The sequence below is a fragment of the Psychrobacter urativorans genome, assembly GCF_001298525.1.
In the GTDB taxonomy this organism is placed as follows: Bacteria; Pseudomonadota; Gammaproteobacteria; order Pseudomonadales; family Moraxellaceae; genus Psychrobacter; species Psychrobacter urativorans_A.
In genome coordinates, this window is sequence record NZ_CP012678.1 from 1,040,604 (window position 1) to 1,061,470 (window position 20,867).

The following is a 20,867-nucleotide window of genomic DNA, read 5'->3' on the forward strand; positions in this document are numbered from 1 at the left end:
AAACAAAAAATATTAAGTTTCAGACAATACTGAAGTTGTGCCATTAACATAGTCGGTAAGCTTTTGCGCTAAGGCTTCAGGGCTACCAATAAACTGACAGTAGCCTGAGTCAATAATGGCTTGCGGTTGGCTTGAGCACGTGCTTAAGCTTGGGTCTTGTGCCCATAACTGACTATCATTGTCTTGAATCGTATCCAAATATTGCGAACCATCGCAACCCATTCCAGAAAAAACAATACTCACCAGCTCACTACCATAAACGTCACTGGCATTTTTAAGGAGTTGACCGATAGCGGGTTTATACTCCCCACTCCAAGGCTGTTCCGACAGAATCACCCGCCCTTCAGAGTCGCAGACAATTTGCTGTTCAATGGGCGCAATTAAGCAGTATCCGGATTTTAGCTGCTGGGTAATGCTAATAACCTGACACTGCCAATCGTTATGCCGCGTGAGAATGCGCGGTAATGTCTCCATCATATTAGAATTAAAATGATGCGCCAATAGCAGACAAATGGGCAGGGTCGGTGATAGGTGATCCAAGAATGCCTTAACCGCGCTAGGACCGCCCATAGACGCACCCAAAAACACCACATAGCGCCAAGGTTTAATACTGCTGTTATAAACGGGCGACTCTATTAATGAAGGCATCGCTAGAATTTGCGCCAATTTACGCTTGAGCTTACGCTGCCATTTGGCATAGTGCTGTGCTTCATTAAGATACGGCGCTTGGCTAAAACCCACTAACACGGCGCTTGAGCCCGAGCCCGCAATGGCATTCTCCACGTGGTCGTCATAAACACTATCAACCAACCAGATATCCACTTGTGAATAATGCCGCAGCTGCGCACGCGATACGCAGTCTATCAAGGTAAAACCACAACTGCGCACGGTTTCACTAAACGCCAAGCGCTGATGCTGACTTTCAGCTATTACCAACACCGTAATGTCGCTACTATCCTTATCTCGTAATAAGTCTAAGCGCGCATCATCCATCATGAGTAAGACTTATTTTGGTGCCGAGTAGATTTTGAATCTTACCTAACAGCTCCTTCTCTTGGAAGGGTTTACCCATATAATCATTCACCCCAATTTCAAAGGCGTGTTCACGATGCTTCTCACCTGTCCTTGAGGTAATCATAATAATAGGAATCTGCCGTAGACGCTTATTAAATCGAACTTGCGTGGCGACTTCAAAACCATCCATGCGCGGCATTTCAATGTCTAATAAAATTAGATCAGGCGTTAACTCTTGCAAAATCTCCATCGCATCTATACCGTCTTTTGCGACCACGGCAGTGATACCTTGACGCTCTAAGAAGCGCGAGGTGACTTTTCTAACCGTCACGGAGTCATCTACTACCAGTACGGTGGTTTGCGACATCGTATTACGTGCGTTAGCGCCTAGCGCTTTTGTACTTTCTTTTAGCGCGGGTGCATTACGCAATAGCGCTATCAAGTCTAATATCAGCATCACCGAGCCATCACCCATGATGGTAGCAGCAGAGATACCTGCTAAATGCGACAGCTGTTTACCAAGCGGTTTGACCACCACCTCAATACGTGAACCCGCAATTTGATCAACCTGTAGTGCCAGTTTTTGACCCGCACGGTTTTTAACAATAATGACCGGTAAGCTGGTATTGGTGCTGACCACGAGCTCATTCAGCTTATTACCCGTTAAAATATCATTCAAATAACGAACACGGTAGTCCGCCTCTTCGATACGCATCGTCGGCTCACCCGACTGATAGTAATCGTAGAGTTTTTCTGGATTAATACGCACGACGCGCTCAATCTGTACTAAAGGAATGGCATAATAGCGATCGGCTGCACGAACGACTAAGGCATCTGATACCGCAACCGTAAGCGGCACACGTAGCGTAAAGCATGAGCCTTGTCCAGACTCAGAAGTCACGGATACCACACCGCCTAACTGACGAACCTCACTAATCACCACGTCCATGCCAACCCCACGCCCTGAGATTTGCGTGACTTGCTTGGTAGTGGTTAAACCAGCGTTAAAGATATATTGCATGACGTCAAGCTCAGACAAGCTATTATCGTTCGCATCAATCAAACCTTGCGATATTGCTTTACGACGTACCGCGTCAACATTAATACCGCGACCATCATCAGTTAAATGAATGACGATTTCACTACCTTCACGCAAGATTTCTAAGGTGATCTGACCACTACGATTTTTGCCAGCATTCATACGGGTTTGCGGACTTTCAATACCATGATCTACCGCATTTCGTAGCATATGCTCAAGCGGTGAGGTGATACGCTCAAGGATGGTTCTGTCCATCTCATCATCAGCATTGACAATCGACAGCTCCACAGATTTATTCAGCTCATTGGCAGTCTGCCGTACAATACGCTCCAAACGCGGGGTCAAACGCGCAAACGGCACCATCCGCGAATTCATTAACCCATCTTGTAATTCGGTCTGTGTCCGCGACAGTTCTAGCAATAGATTTTCGCTATCACGGGTTTTTTCTAATAAGGTACTATTAATATCAATTAAATCAGACGCTGATTCTGTCAATGATTTTGATAGCTGATTTAAGGAGGAGTATTGATCCATTTCCAGCGGATCGAAATCTTCATTCGCAATCAATTCTTCGTCATCAATTTGCGATAAAATCTGCTGCTCAAGCTCAATTTCCATGCGTCGTAACTGGTCGGCTAGACGCTGTACTGTTGTGCCCATCTCCTCAATACTGAGGGTCAGACTACTCATACCCATATCAATACGCGCACGGTTAATCGCCGATTCACCGGATAAGTTAATCATGCGCTCAATCAAACTACCTGAGATACGCATCATCTCATTCGTGCTATTGCTTTGTTCTTGCTCCGTAAAGCTACCCGCCATTGGTGGCATCAGCGCAATACTATCAACTCCAAGTACCGATTCACGCTTGGTTTTAGCAGCAAAAATAGCATTAAGCTGCGTTTGCAGTGATTCAATCGGTATACTTTTTAGACTGTCAGGGTTTTTGCTAAACTGCTGTAGTGCGGTTACTAATGAAGATGGCATCGGTGGGTTAAGCTGGCTTTTTAGCACAAAAACTGCATCTGCCAACCAATCGTGACACGTGACCAATAATTGCGATATCATTTTAGTGGCCGGACGGCGACGAATCGCCAGCTCTTCGTAGACCGTTTCCATCTCATGCGCTAAGTCAGCGATACCATTAGCCGCCACCATACGGGCGCCACCTTTAATGGTATGTAGGTCGCGCTGAAGTGCTTGCAGAGCAACAATATCACTGATGTTATTCAAGAATAATTGCAAGTACTTATTACTACTGGCTATCAGCTCGTCAGCTTCTTCTAAGAATACCTCAAGAATATCAGGATCGGGCAAGCCGTCTGTCCACGACTGAACAATGAGACTGTCAAGACTGACAATTTCATAAGCCGCTTCTATATCAGCGTCATTTCCTAGCTCGGTATCCTCATTCGTACCCATATGATTTTGTAGCGCGGGTAATACCAATGTCACTGTTGTTGGCAACTCGTCAGCCCGTTCAAACTGCTGCAACTGGGCAATGAGCTCTTGCGCAAAAAAGGACTCTTGGTAACGCACCACATAATCTATCTGCAAAGATAAGGTGCCTTGAACCAGTTGCATAACAGTCAGCCACTGCGCGGTTGGCTGTAATCGTGCTTCAACAAAAGCGTCATAGACACTTTCGGCTTCATTAGTCAAATCACCGATACTGTGAATACCTGCCATGCGAGCACCACCTTTGATGGTGTGCAAATGCCGCTGCAATGTCTTCAATATCGCTATATTATCGATGTCAGTGCGCCACTTACTAAACGTTTGCGCAATGGCGCTATCAAGCTCTTGTGCTTCTTCTAAGAACACCTCTAACAGCTCAATATCGGTATCAATCGCTTCAAGCTGTAGCTCGTCAGCTTGTACACTTTCAACAGCGTTTATCACTATAGCGGATTGTATGTCGTCATTATCTGTAGATAATTCATCTATTGTTGTTGCATCGATTGTCGTATCAATTATTTCATTAACGCAGTCAGGTGCTTCGTTCACCTCAGCATTTATTGATTCATCAAATAAGGTGTCATGGATATCAGCATCAGAAGTAGACAATGTCTGTAAATCGACGATCACTTGCGCATCGATTTTTAACGACATACTACCCGCTAGAGAATCAAACAAGCTGACCAGCTGCGCGTGACCCGCAAGCAGAAGCTGTTGCATAGATTCACTATGGACACTTTCAGGATGCTCAGAGATATGCTCATAAGCATTATCTAAAGCACTCAATATCAAGGTAAATTTAGGTGATTTAGTGGTTTGCGTGCTCAATCTAGCAATCTGTGCACGTTGCTGCTGTATATAAGTGAGTATGTCCTCAGCATCAGGATTGCTCAATGCGGGTCGCAATTTATAATCAGCATCCAGTAATCCATCAACATCAGACTTAAGGAGCTGCGCCACACTCAGCTTGCTATTGATACCCTTAGGCATGCTTTCTAACTTACTAAGCATCATTTGTAATGATGAAAACGCTTCCTGACTTGTGGCATCCGTATCTACCGCTACACTTTGCTGCACAACGCTTTGTTCGTAAGCCATCAAATAACTTTCTATTAGCGCCGTCGATTGCGTAAGCGCTTGCAAATGCTGAGCGTTCATCATGATGTCTTGTTGCTGTAACTGTACTAAGCTTTGTTCTATTGCTGCGCTGACCTCACTAATAGCAACTAAGGCACTAGATCCAGAAGCGGCACGTAACGTATGAAAGGCACGGACAATTTTATCGCTAACTTCAACTTGTAACTGACCTTTATGAGCGCTGGCAAAATCATTAATATCTTGTAATAAGGTCTGCGCCTCATCCACAAAAATCTTACAAAACTCTTGCTCTTCTTTGCTTTGATCGCTCATCACGGCAGGGGCTTCTGCCATTTTTTCATTCACAGCATGAAATGTTTCTAGCGCATTATCTATAGGAACGTCGGCTATATTCGTCTCATCAGCGATAGCCGTTGTCGCATGACTGTCTGATAGCTCAGCAAATGAGCGGTCTAACCACTGTGCACGGACGTCAGGATAATTGAACTCCGCCCCAAGCTGTTTGCTATACGCCTGTGCGCAGGCTACCCACAATGGCACAATGGCCGGATAGCTTTTATTAGTAGCGGTGCTATCATCTTCTGCAAATATTTTTATCAATTCTGGATAGGCTGCTAATACATCGCCAATCAACTCAACGATATCAGCACTTACCTGAATGGTATGGTCCAAGATACGATTCAGCATATCTTCTATTGCCCATGCCAATTCGCCGGTATAGTTAGCGCCAACCATCCGACCGGAACCTTTAAGCGTATGAAAACCACGACGAATATCTGGCAGGGCTTTTAATATTTCTGGTGCTTGCTGCCAATTTGAGTGCAGCGGTATAATTTCTGCCAATACTTCTTCTGCTTCTTCAATAAATATCTCTTTGATATCTGGATCGGCATCTAATGTATCCGCTGGTAATTGTTCAGTAGCTTTTAGAAATGGCACTAAAACCAATGGCATTTCTAAATTCACACATGGCGCAGCAGTCGAGTGTGCAGACGCGACCTCATCTTCTTGACTACTGTCTTCTTGATTTTTTATATTTTTAATATCAATATTTTCGGCATTATCTTCTACCAGACTATTTTCTTCAGTAGCATAGTCGTGTTCAAATTTAGCATTGTTATCCATGAGAGCTGTCTGGTTTTGTCCCTTATCAACACCGTCAACACCATCAACACTGGGCAACCCGGGTACATTCATACCATCATCGATTGGCTGACCTGATAATAGATTATTACTTTGTAATATTGTGATAGCGGGATCAATGCTTGGTGGATGCGCTGCATTAAAATCAGCCACTAAAATTGGTAGATACTGTGAGGTTTGTAATACCAATTCGACGACCTGATCTGTAATAGACAAGGTCTGGTCTAGCATGCGATTCAGCAGGTTTTCAATTGCCCATGCCATCTCACTGATACTGAACGCCCCAACCAGCCGCCCTGAATCTTTAAGCGTGTGAAAACCACGGCGTACTTCCATTAAAGGTGTTAGATCTTGCGAATCTTGTGCCCATATTGACAAAAATTCTTCCACGTCACTAATAATTTCATACGCCTCTTCGATGAAGTTATTGCGTATTTCCTTATCCAACTCAAAACTATCAGCTTGTAGTTGGCTTCTCGCTGCTTGGAGCACGGCACTTTCTACTACAGTATCACCCTGTAATTCCTGACCGCCATACAAATCAGTCGTATTATCTACATTATCGTGACAAACAGCACTATCTTTAATATTGCTATCTTTAACAGTACTCTTTTCAGCATTACTATCTTCAACAGAAAGAACGATAGACGTATCGGCAGAATCAACTACATCGATTACGATATTCGGAATAATTTCCCCAGAATCATCATAGCGTACCACATCCTTAACTTGTGCTTGAGCAGACCTATGAGTGACAAGATGTTCAGAAGCCATGCTATCAAAAGGATTCAGAATAAGCGCGGCTACTAGCTGTTCCGCATTGTCAGTATGAAAACTGGCTTGTGCCAATAGTGGCTGATCAAATACTTGCTGCGCTAAATAGTCTAATAGCAGCTCAATCGAGGACAAGCCATCAGCTAAGGCTTGGATCAAATTCCAGCTTAGCACTTTGATATCGTTAGCTGCCAGCTGAGCAAATAATACTCCAAGTTTATCAGTAACTTGCCGTACTTCCAGCAGCCCCATATCATCAAAAGCACCACTAATCTCAGCGAAGGCTTCGGGCGTGGGCAATAAATACGATTGTTGGCGCTGCACATAATCATTAAAGCTATGTTTAACCTCTTCAACCGCAATACGCAGCTGACGTAAAGCATCATCATCTTGAGTGAGGGTAACAGGCGGCGTTAGGTGCTGTTTAGAAGTTGTCGCTGAATGGCTTGATACAAAGGAAGTCGCGTCACCGATTCTATGACGAATAGATTGCTCAGTGTCGTATATAGCGCTGTACAGCTCTTGTAGTTCGCGTTCAATCTGCCACTGCATTTGAGTAAAAAAAGCCTCTGAATCGGCGCTTTCGGTCAAATCAGCTATAATTTGACTGACTTGCGATTCGTAGAGCGTCCAGCCGCGCATGCCCAGCTGTCGCTTTATTTGTTGTAACGGTTGTAATAACGTGCGTGGTTGCGCTAAGCCAAAAATAACGGCTTCAATCTCACTTAAAATACGTGGTAAAAATTGTAATATCGCGTCAGTAGACTGTGGTAAATGATTTAATATGGTTTGGGCATGAGCATTGATATGCGGCAAGCTACTCAGCTGAATATAGATATCGGCAATCAAATTTTCGATCAGATGAGACGATAAACTGTGATGGGATACGCTTATAGAATCTTGTGCATTTTTGTCTAAATCTGGCTGGCTTAACGCTTGGGCAACACGCAAGTGGCTCTCTTGCTCAGTTTGCAAGCAGTAAGCATCAATGACTTGCTCTAATTTTGCTAGTAATGCAGCATACTCTAAAGGCAACGGCTCATCATTCTGCGCTAGACTGTTTAGCCACAGCTCAGTCACATACCATAAGCGCTGCTGTAGAGTATTACTGGTAGAGTTCCATAAATAATGACTAACTTTTTCAAGTAGCGTCAATATTGGCAACTGATTGCTGTTTTCAGCCAGTAGTTTTTGTACTTTTCGACGCCAAACGGTCAGTAATTGTCGATATTGCGGCGCTTGCAAAGTAATAACTGCTGTTACTTTAGGAACAACGATGCTCACATCATGATGAAAGGTAGCAGCATCGTGAGGTGTATGTTTGCTTGCGTCCGTAAAGCCCGTTTCTGCACTTTGTTCATGGTTTACTTGTTCAGATGGCGTGGTGTTTGCGACTATCTGCGTCAGTATTTCACTGGTTTTAACAAGTAAAGAACCACGATAGCTGCCCGTTTGCACATATTGTGTGAGCTCATACTGCAACAGTTGATGCGCAAACCGAGCTTTTCTGCACTGTTCAGCACTCAGCGCGTTATGGTTGCCAACTTCTGCTAATAAACTTAGTTTCGCCGCTAAATCAGCCAAGCGCGGTAAGTTAACCATCACTAACGTGCTACTAAGCTGATGGTACTCCCGCATCATCGCTGCAAAACCAATAACTTCGAAATCAATAGCCTCAGAATCAACAGGGTCGGCATCTTTTTGCCAGCCATCAGACAACTGCGATAATTGCTCATTGAATAGTGGCAACAACCACTCAAGCGTCACCATTTCATTGGGCTGGTTCTTCATAGGATTATCCTAACTCGTTTATCGTTAATCCACGCGGCCATATCAAATTGCTATCGTGATTAGGGGTTATCAAAGCTGCTTATCACTACGGTATGCATGGTAATAAGGTATGCATAGTAAGATAGTATCGATAATCAGCGCTGACATCGTCTTTCCGGCTGGTGCTAACTTTAATTTTTCTAGAAAAATTTCACATTTTAAAAAAAATTGCGACTATTTGTTATACTTATCAATTTATACACTCATATACTTATCTTTTGCCATGCATTAACCTGTGGATGCTTAATACGGCGCATATTATGCGGACGCCACCCTAACCCTTCACCAGGTGCTAAGATAATATGACCGCCTAGCGCACATTGGGTTGCTAATCTGGTTAAAATATCACGCTGGTCAAACTGACGAAAATATATCAATACATTTTGGCACATAATGACCTGTTGCAAATGGGCAGTCGGCATGGCTTTCGTAAAAATATTATGCCATGTAAAATTGACGTGTTTGCGCAACTCATCATTAACCTGCCAAAGCGACTCTGTAACCATCTGCGAAGATGACGTTACTATGTCATCAGACATGACCACTGGCTGTAGAAACTGCTGACAAGATGCTGGCATAAGCTGGCATTGACGGTATTCATACTGACCGACGCGTGCCCGCACTAAGGCTTGCTGTCTCACATCTGTTCCTAAAATGAGATATTTATCTAACTGCTGTGCCGCTAAATTCATTGCCAATGACCATACTTCTTGTCCTGCTGAACAGCCTACACTCCAAATGCGAAAGGTAGCGTCTATTTCTTTATCATTGTCTTTATCATTATTATGGTCATTGTGTGACAACAGTTGCACGTGTTGCTGATTCGCGAGCATTGCCAGCTCAGTGACAAACTGTATCGATGGCAGATGCCGAAAAAAACGACTTTCAGGAATCAATACCATATCCAGTAAGTTCTGACGTATCTCTCTATCTGTCTGCACCGCTGCCCATAATTTTTTTACAGACAGCCCTTGGTTATTGGCAGTATTATTCACAGCATTCAACAGCCATTGCAGCTGTTCATCAGGCAGTACAAAACCAACTTCTTTTTCAATAAATTGTCGCCAGTGACTGGCATTAGCAACAGTAAGTGGTACGGAGGAGTTGAGCGCTCTCAAGGAGTGGTGCACCTTGTTATTTATAGCGCTACGTCGCTGCAAACCGTTTGCTTTATTATAATTATTCACACAGCCTACTATTGTTATTATTGATGGACACTATTTGCTAGCCAAATTGCTTGCCTGCCCAACTTCATAAATAGCACAGTTAGAAATTTATAAATAAAATCTCACAAGTAGAAATTTATAAGTAAAAAGGCATAATTTTGCTAGACCTAAGCAATATCAGCACATCAACGCTATATGCTGGCAACAGCCGCTGAAAATATGTACCCATTATTAATATTATATAATTTGAAAGTTATTATGTTCGTCATGCGAGAATTCATCATCATTAGATAACTTAAAGCCAGTCACCGATTCTTGTAATGCCACTGCCATTTCACTCAATTCACCAACAGAACGCGCAGTCGCCATCGTACCAGAGGACGTTTGTGAGGTAATGTCTTGAATAATATTCATGGTATTAGAGATATGACCGGCAGAATCAGCCTGTTGCTGTGCGGCATTAGAGATGTTTTGAATCAACTCTGCGAGCGTATTAGAAACGCTCTGTACTTCTTCTAGTGCTTCACCCGCATCTTTCGCTAAACGTGCACCGCGAACCACTTCTGAAGTGGTTGATTCCATCGACATAACCGCTTCACTGGTATCCGCCTGAATGGTTTTTACCAAGGTTTCAATCTGCTTCGTGGCATTGGCTGAACGCTCAGCCAAACGCTGAACTTCGTCGGCAACCACCGCAAAACCACGACCCGCTTCGCCCGCCATCGACGCCTGAATAGCAGCGTTCAATGCCAAGACGTTGGTTTGGTCAGCAATGTCATTAATCAAGCTCACGATATCACCAATCTCTTGTGAAGACTCGCCCAAACGCTTGATACGCTTTGAGGTTTCTTGAATCTGATCACGAATCACGTTCATACCTTCAATAGAGCGCTGTACCACGTCGGCACCATTATAAGCGATGGCAACAGAACGCTGAGCAACCGTAGCCGACTCAGTAGCATTGGTTGATACTTGGTCAATAGATACAGCCATCTCGTTAATTGCTGCTGATACACCAGCGATTTCCTGCGCTTGATGCTCAGAGGCTTCCGCAAGCTCAACGGCATTCATCTGCGTTTGCTCAGAGGACTGGGAAACTCGATCAGCCGTGCTGTTAATGACCAGTACGAGCTGACGCAATTGGTCAATAGCAAAGTTCACTGAGTCAGCAATCGCGCCCGTAAAATCTTCTGATACGGTTGCGTTGACCGTTAGATCGCCTTCAGCCAAATCACCAAGCTCATCAAGTAGGCGCAAAATAGCAATCTGATTACGCTCATTCTCTTCTTGGATTTGGCGTGCGCGTTCTGATTCTGTTTCTGCTTCTTGACGGCGACGCAGGGTTTCTTTTTCGATCATGATACGTTCAGAACTACCACGCTGCTGCAATAGTTGCGATAGCGCATATAAAACACCCACCATACCTAATAAAAATATAGCGGCAGGCAGCACTATCACTTCGTTAAAATCACTTAAATGAACACTGAATTTTGATAAGGAATTAATCAGCCAAACTAAACTGAACACCCCAATCAAGGCAAAAAACCCTAATAGTATTTTTTCTTTATTATTGGAATCATTATTGGCTAGCATTTTTCCATAAGAGCCAGTGACAAGGCTTTTGGTAACATCACTCATCGTGCTTATTCCTTCCAGACAGTCGTCTAAGTCGTATCGTGACTGACTTCAATTATGGCAAACCACCAGCGCTTGCTAGCAATAATCCTGATTAAAGTCTTTATGATTGCCGACATATCAATGTTGCATGCCAGTCGTTTTTATCTATATCTCGTTATTATCTTTATCTCGTTATTAATCTATGCTTTGTAATCAATACATAAAAAAAGTCTTTATCGTCAACTGCTAAGCGTAAAATATTATATCGCCGCATCAACATAACGTGGGTCTTGAGCCAATAAACTGGGCATAAAAATAAACCAATCTTGCTCATTTTTTAAAAACTTACCATGGTTATAAGGCGCAAAAGGCGAATCAATATGGATAGACTCAGCGCGGTATTCACGGCGCGTAAACTGCTCAATGCCCAGCACTTTATCCACCAACAAACCTACAAATGTAGACTGATGATCAATGACCAGCACTTTCCGTTGGCTCATCTGCCGCGAACGGCTGGGAATATGTAAGAATTTTGCCAAATCAGTCAACGGCAGCAGGCGACCACGAACGTTGGCAATGCCCACTAGCCAAGGCTGTACCAGCGGCATACTCGTGTATTCAGGCATCATGAGCACTTCAGATATCTCACCCAGCGGCGCAACCAGACGCTGACCACCAATTTCGAACACCACACCGCGCCAATCAGCCCCTTGACCACCTTGACGACCACTTTTGCGGGCTTTCGCTAAATCCGCTAGGCGCAATAACTCTATGAATCCTCTAGAAGCCACAAGTTACTCCAATACGGTACGAATAATATGCATCAACTCGGCTTCATTTATAGGCTTGGTCAAGTACTCTTTTGCACCTTGACGCTTGCCCCACACCCGATCCGTTTCTTGATTTTTGGTGCTGATAATAACTACTGGGATATGAGCCGTGGTTTTACCACGTGTGATTTTTCGGGTAGCTTGAAAACCGTTCATTTCAGGCATCACCACGTCCATCAAAATCACATCTGGTAAGTGTGCCAGTGCCATCGCACATCCTTCCTCACCATTGCTGGCTTCTAACACTTGAAAATTATTTTTTGCAAGCATGTCACGAAATTTCGCCATTTCAGACGGCGAATCATCGATAACCAATACAGTTGTCATGGGTATTTCCTTTGTTTTTTATTATATCGGTTATATCGGTCACTATGTAGGACGAATATCTCCTAAAATGACGTGCTAGGCTGTCTGATTTAGCAGTGACAATGATAGATTTAAGCATGCAATGAATAACGAGCTGCGCACAAAACAGTCAGTACTATTTTCGAGGTCAGCATTGATGACACTCATAGCCATTACAAGATAGCCATTACGAGCGATATTGATTAATCGCGTCGAATAATTCATCTTTACTGAATGGTTTGGTTAGATATTCATCAGAACCGACAATACGTCCACGAGCCTTATCAAATAGACCGTCTTTTGAGGACAGCATAATCACCGGTTTATTGGCATAATCCGGATTATTTTTAATCAAAGCGCAGGTCTGATAGCCATCTAAACGTGGCATCATGATATCAACGAAAATGATATCTGGATTGTTATCAACAATCTTAGCGAGGGCATCAAAACCATCGATAGCCGTTACCACGTCACAACCCGCCTTTTGTAACAACGTCTCTGCGGTGCGGCGAATGGTCTTTGAGTCATCAATAACCATGACCTTTAAGCCATCAAAATTATTTTCCATTATCATTATCCTATAAACGACTGTTTATTATTAATACGATTTATTTTTATATTTGAGTCATAACCTATCGGCTACTATACGCGCTTTGCTGACTTCTGACATTATCTATGAGCAGCTATTTTAAAGCATGAGATACAAAAGTTGGTACAAATTACTATAATCTTTATCTAAAAGACATATCAACCAGTTGAGAATGGTAACTTACGTATACTATTTTTGTCATAACACGTCTATAGCTGCTATTTTGTAACAATTATGTATCATTGACAAACAGTGTGCTCGTTTTATCACAATCTGCGCAGATAATCCAGTCATTTAATCCTGACGACCCTATTACTAATAAAAAATGATGACATAACATGACATCATTACCAGATAATTATTTGATAAATTTATATATAGCGGCATCACATCGCGTCTATTGTTATCGCGCAGTGGTTACTTTCGCTATATAATTTATATCATTAAAAATAGGTTGATAACGGTGATGGCTAATGATGGGCTTAAGATTTTTAGAAAGTGGGAAAAACCGTGTTTTGCAGAGTGTTATATTCAGCAGCTTATCACGCTCTTGGTCACAATTTTGGTCATGGTTTTGGTTCATCAACGTCATTGTTATGACAGGATTACTAAGCGCTTGCCAACCGCCAACGGCTACTGAAAATAGCGAGAAAGTGAACTCATCCATTATTATTAGTGAAGATAGCGTCACGATGGCACCAGAATATATTCTGAGTATTAAAACCTTACGCTATCAGCCAAGCCTTGGTTTACAAGGGATTATTGAACCTATTAAGCAAGCGCGGCTAAGCGCAGCGCAAGATTTACATATCGAAGAAGTACTGGTCACAAACGGTCAGTGGGTAGAAAAAGGAGCGCCATTACTGATCGTTCAGCGTCCAACTGTGGGCGATAGTGTCATCGTAGAAAATGATAATGATAATGACCAATCACCTCAGAAAACAGAAAACTCATTATCTGAACCAGTCACCAACCCAGCATCAAATAAGCGCATTGACGATAGCAAACAAATAAATGACCAGATTGTCCAAGACGACCTTACCCCAGTTACCCTAATAGATACCGAGCAGCTAATCACTATCCGTGCCAGCTTTGCAGGGCGCGTAGATAACCTCTATGTCGGCACTACGCAAAACGTGAAGGCACACGAGCCACTTATGCGTTTAAGTGACGATACTGCTTTACGCTTTATTGCCACCCTACCCATTCAGGCTAAATCGCAACTATCGGTCGGGCAGACAGTTAATTTTACTGCTGCCGGTCAGATAGATACATTTACAGGACAAGTCAGTAAATTGACCGTAAACCGTCCATCCAATCAATTATTGGTCGATGTTCATGTCGTTAAAAATGACGTTAGTCGCGGTAAACTACCCCTTAATACTGCCGTCTCGGGGCGAGTTGATTATGGACAAATAGAAGTGGGCACGATTGTACCGGCACACGGCATTCATGATGTTGACTTGACTGAATTGCAAAAGCCACCCTATAAACCGTCATCGCCACTCACCGCTAATGTTTGGACGATCAAACAAGACCAACGTCTCACCCGTCAGTCGGTTGAAGTCATTGAGTATGACCCTAGCACCAAACAATATCTAATCGCCGGTATCAGTAATGACAGTTTAATTTGCTTGGCTGACTTACCACTTGAGTCTGCAGGTAAAAAAGTGGTGATTTTATAATTTCTAATCGTATGCGTTACTATCGTTTATAACCGTATGCGTTACATTGCGTAGAAATATTAACAAAGGGTATCTTGTTTGCTATCACAGTAGTTAGGCACAATAGGAGCAGTATTAAATCTTTAAACTTAATGTAAGATTAAGCGCTTATACATTTTTAAAAATCTATAATAAGTCAGTTATAATGAATCATAGATTGACGACATTTAATACGAAATCTAAATAAATAATAATGACAATTAAAACTCTAATTAAACATCCCTCTTAACTAAAGGACACCACCATGAGTAAGCAAATTCTATTGATTGAAGATGATCCTGATTTGGCTGAATTGATTAGCGATTATCTAACCATGAACTATTATGATGTGCATCATGCTGCTCTTGGTCAAGAAGGGCTAGAGATTTTAGATACTAAAGAACGCGATATTGATTTGGTCGTTCTTGATTTAATGCTACCCGATATGGATGGGATGCAAGTTTGCCAAAAAATTCGTGGCAACAAAAATAATATCACCAATAAAGTCCCTATTATTATGCTCACCGCTAAGGGTGATACCACAGACCGTGTTTTAGGCTTAGAAATGGGTGCGGATGACTATATGTCAAAGCCATTTGAGCCACGTGAATTATTAGCACGTATTCGTTCAGTGATTCGTCGCCATGAGCAACCCAATCAAGCAGACAGTCAGTCAGACAGCTTAACCTTTGGGCGTTTAAGCGTTTTCCCAGACAGTCATGAAGTCACTATTGACGATCAATCTGTACGCCTGACCACCCATCAGTTCCAGTTACTGCATTACTTCGCCACGCATTCTGGCAAGGTTCTGAATCGTGAGCAACTGTGGCAAGCCATGCCAAATGATGACAGCTCAGACAATATTGATCGTGCCATCGATGTGCACATTTCACGTTTGCGCGCTTTGATTGAAGACAATCCACGTCAGCCAAAACGTATCATCACCGTTCGCGGCGTGGGTTATCAATTTGCCACTGATCAAGTTTAAGCAATATGTTTAATAAACATAGAGCTGATAAATAATACGCGCTAGTGCCAGTCGCTAACTATTATTTATCAGTAGCTTAAACGGCTACTATAGCGGCTATAAAAATCATGCTATCAAAATACTGACAGTCGCCTATGACCACAGAGATCTTGTAATGCAGCATTTCGGTTTTCACTCCGTCTTTGCTAGACTATTTGCCAGCGTAATGCTGGCATTAATCTTGTTTGCGGTCGCTATGGTACTGTTAACGCAACTGGTTCATGACAAAGATGCAGGCATTCGCTCCGAGGTCGTTGCGACACAAATTTTGGGACAAATTGATCCCTTTTTGCAAGAGCTTAATGTTTCTGTTAGTAAGAAAAATCGTCTACAGTCACGCTTTATGTTGGCAGTAGTCAAAAAAAGCTTTGATATTTTTGATGAATCCTTGCAAGCCAAAATGGCTTTGTATGATAATGAAGGTCATCTACTCATGCAGACGGATAACAGTGATTTTCCGTCTGAACTGCCGGCGATGCCTTCTTTATTATTGCGTATTTTTCCCTCTTTTTCTGATACCCCTTTAACCAAGCAAGCTCAGGTTTATAGTAGTACTGGCTATACGCTGCTCTATGAGTCTCGCTTGCCTCCTAAAAAGCCGGTTCTTTCTGCGGCGCTTAATTTATTCACTGGTACATTACTGTTACTGCTCATTATGGCAGGCGTATTGTGGTGGATTGCACGCTCAATGACATGGCGCATCAATCAACTGAGTCGGCAAATGACGCAGCTTGGTGATGGAGATTTTACGGTACGAGTGAACGCGCGCGGCAATGATGAAATTGCATTACTAGCGCGTGGATTTAATCAAGCCGCACAGAAAATTGAACACCTTATCAATGCCAATAACTTATTATTAGCCCACGCCTCACACGAGCTGCGTACGCCCATTACGCGCATTCGCCTACAAATTGAGATGATGGATATGTTGGCAAGTTCGATGCCGATAGAGACCAAGGCTAAATTTGATAAACGCGCGCAAGCCATTAATCGTGATTTATCAGGGCTCAATGATTTGGTTGAGAGCATTTTACTGGTCAGCCGTTTGGATGCAGGTCATGTGCTGCAACAAATTGAGCGCATGGATCTATACGACTTGATCAATCAAGAACGTCAACATTATCCCGAAGCGACTTTAATTGGCGAGCATCTTGTCATTGAGGGTCAGCCGTTGATGTTGACGCATTTAATTCGTAACTTATTAAATAATGCGATGTTACATGGTGAGCCACCGATAACCATTCTACTTTATGGTGTGCAAAATAAAGAAGATGCGGTTACTGTACCGGATTACCTATTACAGACAGTAGTGTGTCGTAGTTTTGCCAATTATCAGAGCGCCGATAATGACCATTATGATGAACTGCTCACGGATAGCGAGGATGTTGAACATGATAAGCACGGTAAGCGCGTCGAACGTATAGCTCCATCGTCTAAAGATCACTCTGACAGCACTCAAAAATCCAAAACAGAAGCAGAACCGTTAGCCGCTTTAGCTGCGCCTAATCTTTATAGAAATGGCGAGACCTTTATTGTTGATGACAGTAATAACAGCAATGACCTGACTCTCAGTAATGCAGACAATAAGCGCCTGATTATAGATAATTCAGCAGGAGAATTAAAGGCGGATGAGACAGCTCAAGAGTTATTAAATGCCCAACAGACCACGTTAAGTATGGAGACTGACGAAACATTAACCACTGCAACGCCGTTTGTCGATACTCATTCATTGGCTTCTAATGAGAATATATTTACCATTGATATACTGGAAAAAATTAAAAAAGTCAGCTGGCGTGCGGTACCTACTATCCAAGAGCATATGAACCATGTAGGCACTGACGACAATAATAAGAATCTCAGCGAAAATGACCCTAATAACAACCTACCAATAACTCAGCGTAAAGAAAGCTTATTTAAAAAACATCTAAAAAAATCTAAACCCGAACCTGTGCGCCCACTCCCTAAATATGCCGTCCTAGCGGTGATTGATGAAGGCGGTGGTATTCCTGAAGACAAGCGCGAAGAAATCTTCAGTCCTTTTGTACGCCTGCAACAAAAGAAAAAAGGCTCAGGGCTGGGTTTATCTTTAGTCACTCAAATTGTTACCGCGCACCAAGGTCATATTACGACCGACACCATCAATGGTCATACTCGGTTTTTAATCGTGCTACCAGTGAAACATGACCCTCATTATAATTATCGCGACCATAATAGACGTGGATAAGCCAGCAAACACTATTAATAAGTGCTGTCATTTCTATCAATCGTTCCCTTTCTTTATGCTTAATCCTTTATATTAATTTTATTTTTTATAACTGTATTGAGCATATTGCCTTATATTTTACGCTGCCATATAGATTTTATTATGGGTTATAAAATACTCCAGTCACGGATGCACATACCCAAAACGCTGCAAAATATGCTATATTACCGCCCCTTATTAACGTGTTAGCGGTCATTGGCTGTGAATAAGGCACTGATCTTAACGCACTTTTATAACTGTTATACTATTTATTAAATTTGAGCATTCCATGAGTGACATGATCGTTCTAAATGACGTGACCAAACGCTTTTTAAGTGATAGATCAGTCAAAGGTACAGATGGCAAACCGCATTGGTTTACTGCCGTTGAACCAACGTCGCTGTCGGTAAAGCAAGGTGAAATCTTTGGCTTAATGGGTTATTCAGGCGCAGGAAAGTCTACTTTATTACGACTGATTAATTTACTTGAGCGCCCTGATAGTGGTCACGTGAGTATTGATGGCGTTGATTTGACCCAGTTATCAGCCAGTGATTTGCGTATCGCACGCCATAATATTGGTATGATTTTTCAGCAATTTAACCTGATGTCCAATCGTACGGTATTTGATAATGTGGCATTTAATCTGACAGTTTCAGGCTATCCTAAATCTGATATTCACAAGCGTGTGATGGACTGTTTAGAGATTGTAGATTTGACGGATCGCGCCAGTCATTATCCGGCACAGTTATCCGGTGGACAAAAGCAACGCGTCGGTATTGCTCGTGCTATTGCACCGAGTCCAAAAGTTTTATTGGCGGATGAGCCGACTTCCGCGCTTGATCCTGCCACTACTCGCAGCTTGCTAACCTGCCTACGTGATATTAATGAGCAGCTTGGGGTGACCATTGTCATCGTTACTCATGAGATGAGCGTGATTCGTAGGCTGTGTCACCGCGCTGCATTATTGCATCAAGGGCAGCTACTAGAGGTTGCAGATATTCGCGATGGATTGATACATGCTACGACCCCGATTGGGCAAGGCTTAGTACAAGAAGACTAATGAGGCAGGAGAAAATAGATGTTAACTGGTGCTGAATTATCTGCCTCGATCGATAAACTGCTTATATTGCGTAAAGAGATTTGGCAAGCGTTCGTCGATACCTTTGTGATGCTTGGTATTTCTACCACGGTCGCCATTCTCATCGGCGGGCTGTTTGGCGTATTCTTATTTTTATCCAGCGATCGGCAGTTTTTGCAAAATAAAACTTTGTATGGCGTGCTTGGTGGTATTACCAACTTTATGCGCGCCTTCCCGTTCGTGATTTTGATGATTGCGATGAGTCCCTTTACTAAAGCCATCGTTGGTACGGGCATTGGTCCTATCGCCGCCTCTTTAGTACTTGCGATTGCGGGTTCGTTTTATTTTGCCCGTTTGGTCGAACAGAACTTACGTGAAGTACCACGCGGTATCATTGAAGCGACTGAATCGATGGGTGCGCGTCCGTATACTATTATTAAAGTGCTGCTCAATGAAGCGCGTTCAGGGTTGGTCTTATCAGTCACTATTCTATGTATCAGTTTGCTGTCATTTTCAGCAGCAGCAGGTATGATTGGCGGTGGCGGTCTTGGTGATTTGGCGATTCGTTATGGTTATTATCGTTATCAAACCGAGGTCATGGTCTTCATCGTTATTATGCTATCGATAATGGTTATCTCCATTCAAGCTTTCGGTAATTGGGTTGCGACGCGTTTGGATAAGCGCTAAATGGCGTTAAACAACGCTTGATTTTATTACTGAAACCCTTTAACTTTGTTATCATTCTAGCAACACTTAATTTAGCAGCATTACGACTTACCTTGTCAGTCATAATGTTGCTTTTTTAATGGCTACACGAATTCTATTGGCATTTAACACATTTATTATTAAGGATATTCCATGAAATTAACCGATATCAGTCGTCAATTGGCGACCGCATTTGCAGCAGTTGGCGTATCAAGTTTAGTATTGGTTGGCTGTAATAATTCATCAGCGCCAGAAGCGACCGCAGAGCCTGTAACTGAAGGCGCAGCGGCTGATAAGACAGCAACCAAGGATAGCGATCCTGAACATAGCAAAATCGTCATCGGTACGACTGAAGGTGACTTTGCAGATATGGTACGCAACCAAGTTAAAAGCTCACTTGAAGCGCAAGGCTATGAAGTTGAACTGGTAACCTTTACCGACTATGTACGCCCGAACATTGCCTTGGCTGATGGCGATTTAGACATTAATATCTTTCAGCATAAGCCATATCTAGATACCTTTAAAAAAGAAAACAAACTTGATTTGGTAGAGGCTTTCCAAGTACCAACCGCACCACTAGGCGTCTATTCAGGTAAAAAAACCAAGCTTGAAGAAGCGTTTAAAGGTATGAGTGTATCTGCACCCAATGACCCAAGTAACTTTGCGCGCGCCTTGGTGATGATGAATGATCTTGGTTGGATTAAGCTAAAAGCTAATATTGACCCGCTAACCGCATCAAAATCTGACATTGCTGATAACAGCAAATACGATATCAAAATCGTTGAGTTAGAAGCCGCCCAGCTACCACGCGCACGCGATGAAGTGGACTTTGCTATCATTAATGGTAACTATGCCACCGACTCTGGCATCAAGCTGACTGAAGCTTTATTCCAAGAGCCAAGCTTTGCTTATGTCAACTGGTCAGCGATCAAAACTGCCGATAAAGATAAAAAATGGGTCAAAGACGTGACCAACGCCTACAACTCTGACGCCTTTAAAAAGTATGCTCATGATAGCTTCCCTGGTTATAAATATCCAAAAATCTGGGGTACTGACACTGTTGCTGCCCCTGCGACCACTACTACTACAACAGATAGCGCTCCAGTCGCAGAAGCTGCTGCTCAGTAATTGCTGACTTAAAACACCTTATCTAAATAAAGTATTTTGAGAGTTTACTAAGTAAAATAAAAAGCCCATTATTATCAA

Annotated in this window: 12 protein-coding genes and 1 pseudogene; 6 read left to right on the forward strand and 7 right to left on the reverse strand. The window is 42.8% G+C overall.

All coding sequences use genetic code 11. The features are described 5' to 3' along the window. Positions 1 to 12: 12 nt before the first annotated feature. The 7 genes and pseudogenes from AOC03_RS04565 to pilG all read right to left on the reverse strand — a co-directional run bounded on the left by AOC03_RS04565 (position 13) and on the right by pilG (position 12,885). Positions 13 to 996: a chemotaxis protein CheB gene (locus AOC03_RS04565; protein ID WP_227514287.1), complete on the reverse strand. Its 984-nt coding sequence runs from the start codon at positions 994 to 996 to the stop codon at positions 13 to 15. Further along, complete coding sequence (locus AOC03_RS04570; protein ID WP_062533801.1) at positions 986 to 8,320, reverse strand: Hpt domain-containing protein; 7,335 nt, start codon at positions 8,318 to 8,320, stop codon at positions 986 to 988. The genes AOC03_RS04565 and AOC03_RS04570 overlap by 11 nt, the downstream gene beginning before the upstream one ends. A 242-nt stretch (positions 8,321 to 8,562) precedes the next feature. After that, the gene (locus tag AOC03_RS04575; protein WP_157049286.1) at positions 8,563 to 9,477 is read right to left on the reverse strand and encodes a CheR family methyltransferase; all 915 of its coding nucleotides are present in this window, start codon (positions 9,475 to 9,477) and stop codon (positions 8,563 to 8,565) included. Positions 9,478 to 9,762: 285 nt separating this feature from the next. After that, positions 9,763 to 11,034, reverse strand: a pseudogene (locus AOC03_RS04580) (methyl-accepting chemotaxis protein); the annotation flags it as partial. Positions 11,035 to 11,402: 368 nt separating this feature from the next. After that, complete coding sequence (locus AOC03_RS04585) at positions 11,403 to 11,933, reverse strand: chemotaxis protein CheW (protein WP_062533804.1); 531 nt, start codon at positions 11,931 to 11,933, stop codon at positions 11,403 to 11,405. A gap of 3 nt (positions 11,934 to 11,936) precedes the next feature. Continuing rightward, positions 11,937 to 12,299, reverse strand: coding sequence for a response regulator (locus AOC03_RS04590; RefSeq protein ID WP_062533805.1), 363 nt, complete (start codon positions 12,297 to 12,299; stop codon positions 11,937 to 11,939). A 205-nt stretch (positions 12,300 to 12,504) separates the two neighbouring features. Continuing rightward, entirely contained in the window at positions 12,505 to 12,885 is a 381-nt protein-coding gene (gene pilG, locus AOC03_RS04595) for a twitching motility response regulator PilG (protein ID WP_062533806.1), read from the reverse strand. Between the two features lie 617 nt (positions 12,886 to 13,502). Here pilG and AOC03_RS04600 point away from each other — a divergent pair. The 6 genes from AOC03_RS04600 to AOC03_RS04625 all read left to right on the forward strand — a co-directional run bounded on the left by AOC03_RS04600 (position 13,503) and on the right by AOC03_RS04625 (position 20,789). Further along, positions 13,503 to 14,591, forward strand: a complete 1,089-nt coding sequence (locus AOC03_RS04600) for an HlyD family efflux transporter periplasmic adaptor subunit (protein WP_062536483.1) — start codon at positions 13,503 to 13,505, stop codon at positions 14,589 to 14,591. Between the two features lie 283 nt (positions 14,592 to 14,874). Beyond that, on the forward strand, positions 14,875 to 15,597 hold the full coding sequence (locus tag AOC03_RS04605) for a response regulator transcription factor (RefSeq protein ID WP_062533807.1): 723 nt from the start codon (positions 14,875 to 14,877) through the stop codon (positions 15,595 to 15,597). 154 nt (positions 15,598 to 15,751) lie between these two features. Beyond that, positions 15,752 to 17,860: a sensor histidine kinase gene (locus AOC03_RS04610; RefSeq protein WP_062533808.1), complete on the forward strand. Its 2,109-nt coding sequence runs from the start codon at positions 15,752 to 15,754 to the stop codon at positions 17,858 to 17,860. 307 nt (positions 17,861 to 18,167) lie between these two features. After that, on the forward strand, positions 18,168 to 18,938 hold the full coding sequence (locus AOC03_RS04615; RefSeq protein WP_062533809.1) for a methionine ABC transporter ATP-binding protein: 771 nt from the start codon (positions 18,168 to 18,170) through the stop codon (positions 18,936 to 18,938). 18 nt (positions 18,939 to 18,956) lie between these two features. Continuing rightward, complete coding sequence (locus tag AOC03_RS04620) at positions 18,957 to 19,643, forward strand: methionine ABC transporter permease (RefSeq protein WP_062533810.1); 687 nt, start codon at positions 18,957 to 18,959, stop codon at positions 19,641 to 19,643. Between the two features lie 171 nt (positions 19,644 to 19,814). Then, the gene (locus tag AOC03_RS04625; protein ID WP_062533811.1) at positions 19,815 to 20,789 is read left to right on the forward strand and encodes a MetQ/NlpA family ABC transporter substrate-binding protein; all 975 of its coding nucleotides are present in this window, start codon (positions 19,815 to 19,817) and stop codon (positions 20,787 to 20,789) included. The last annotated feature ends 78 nt before the right edge of the window (positions 20,790 to 20,867 follow it).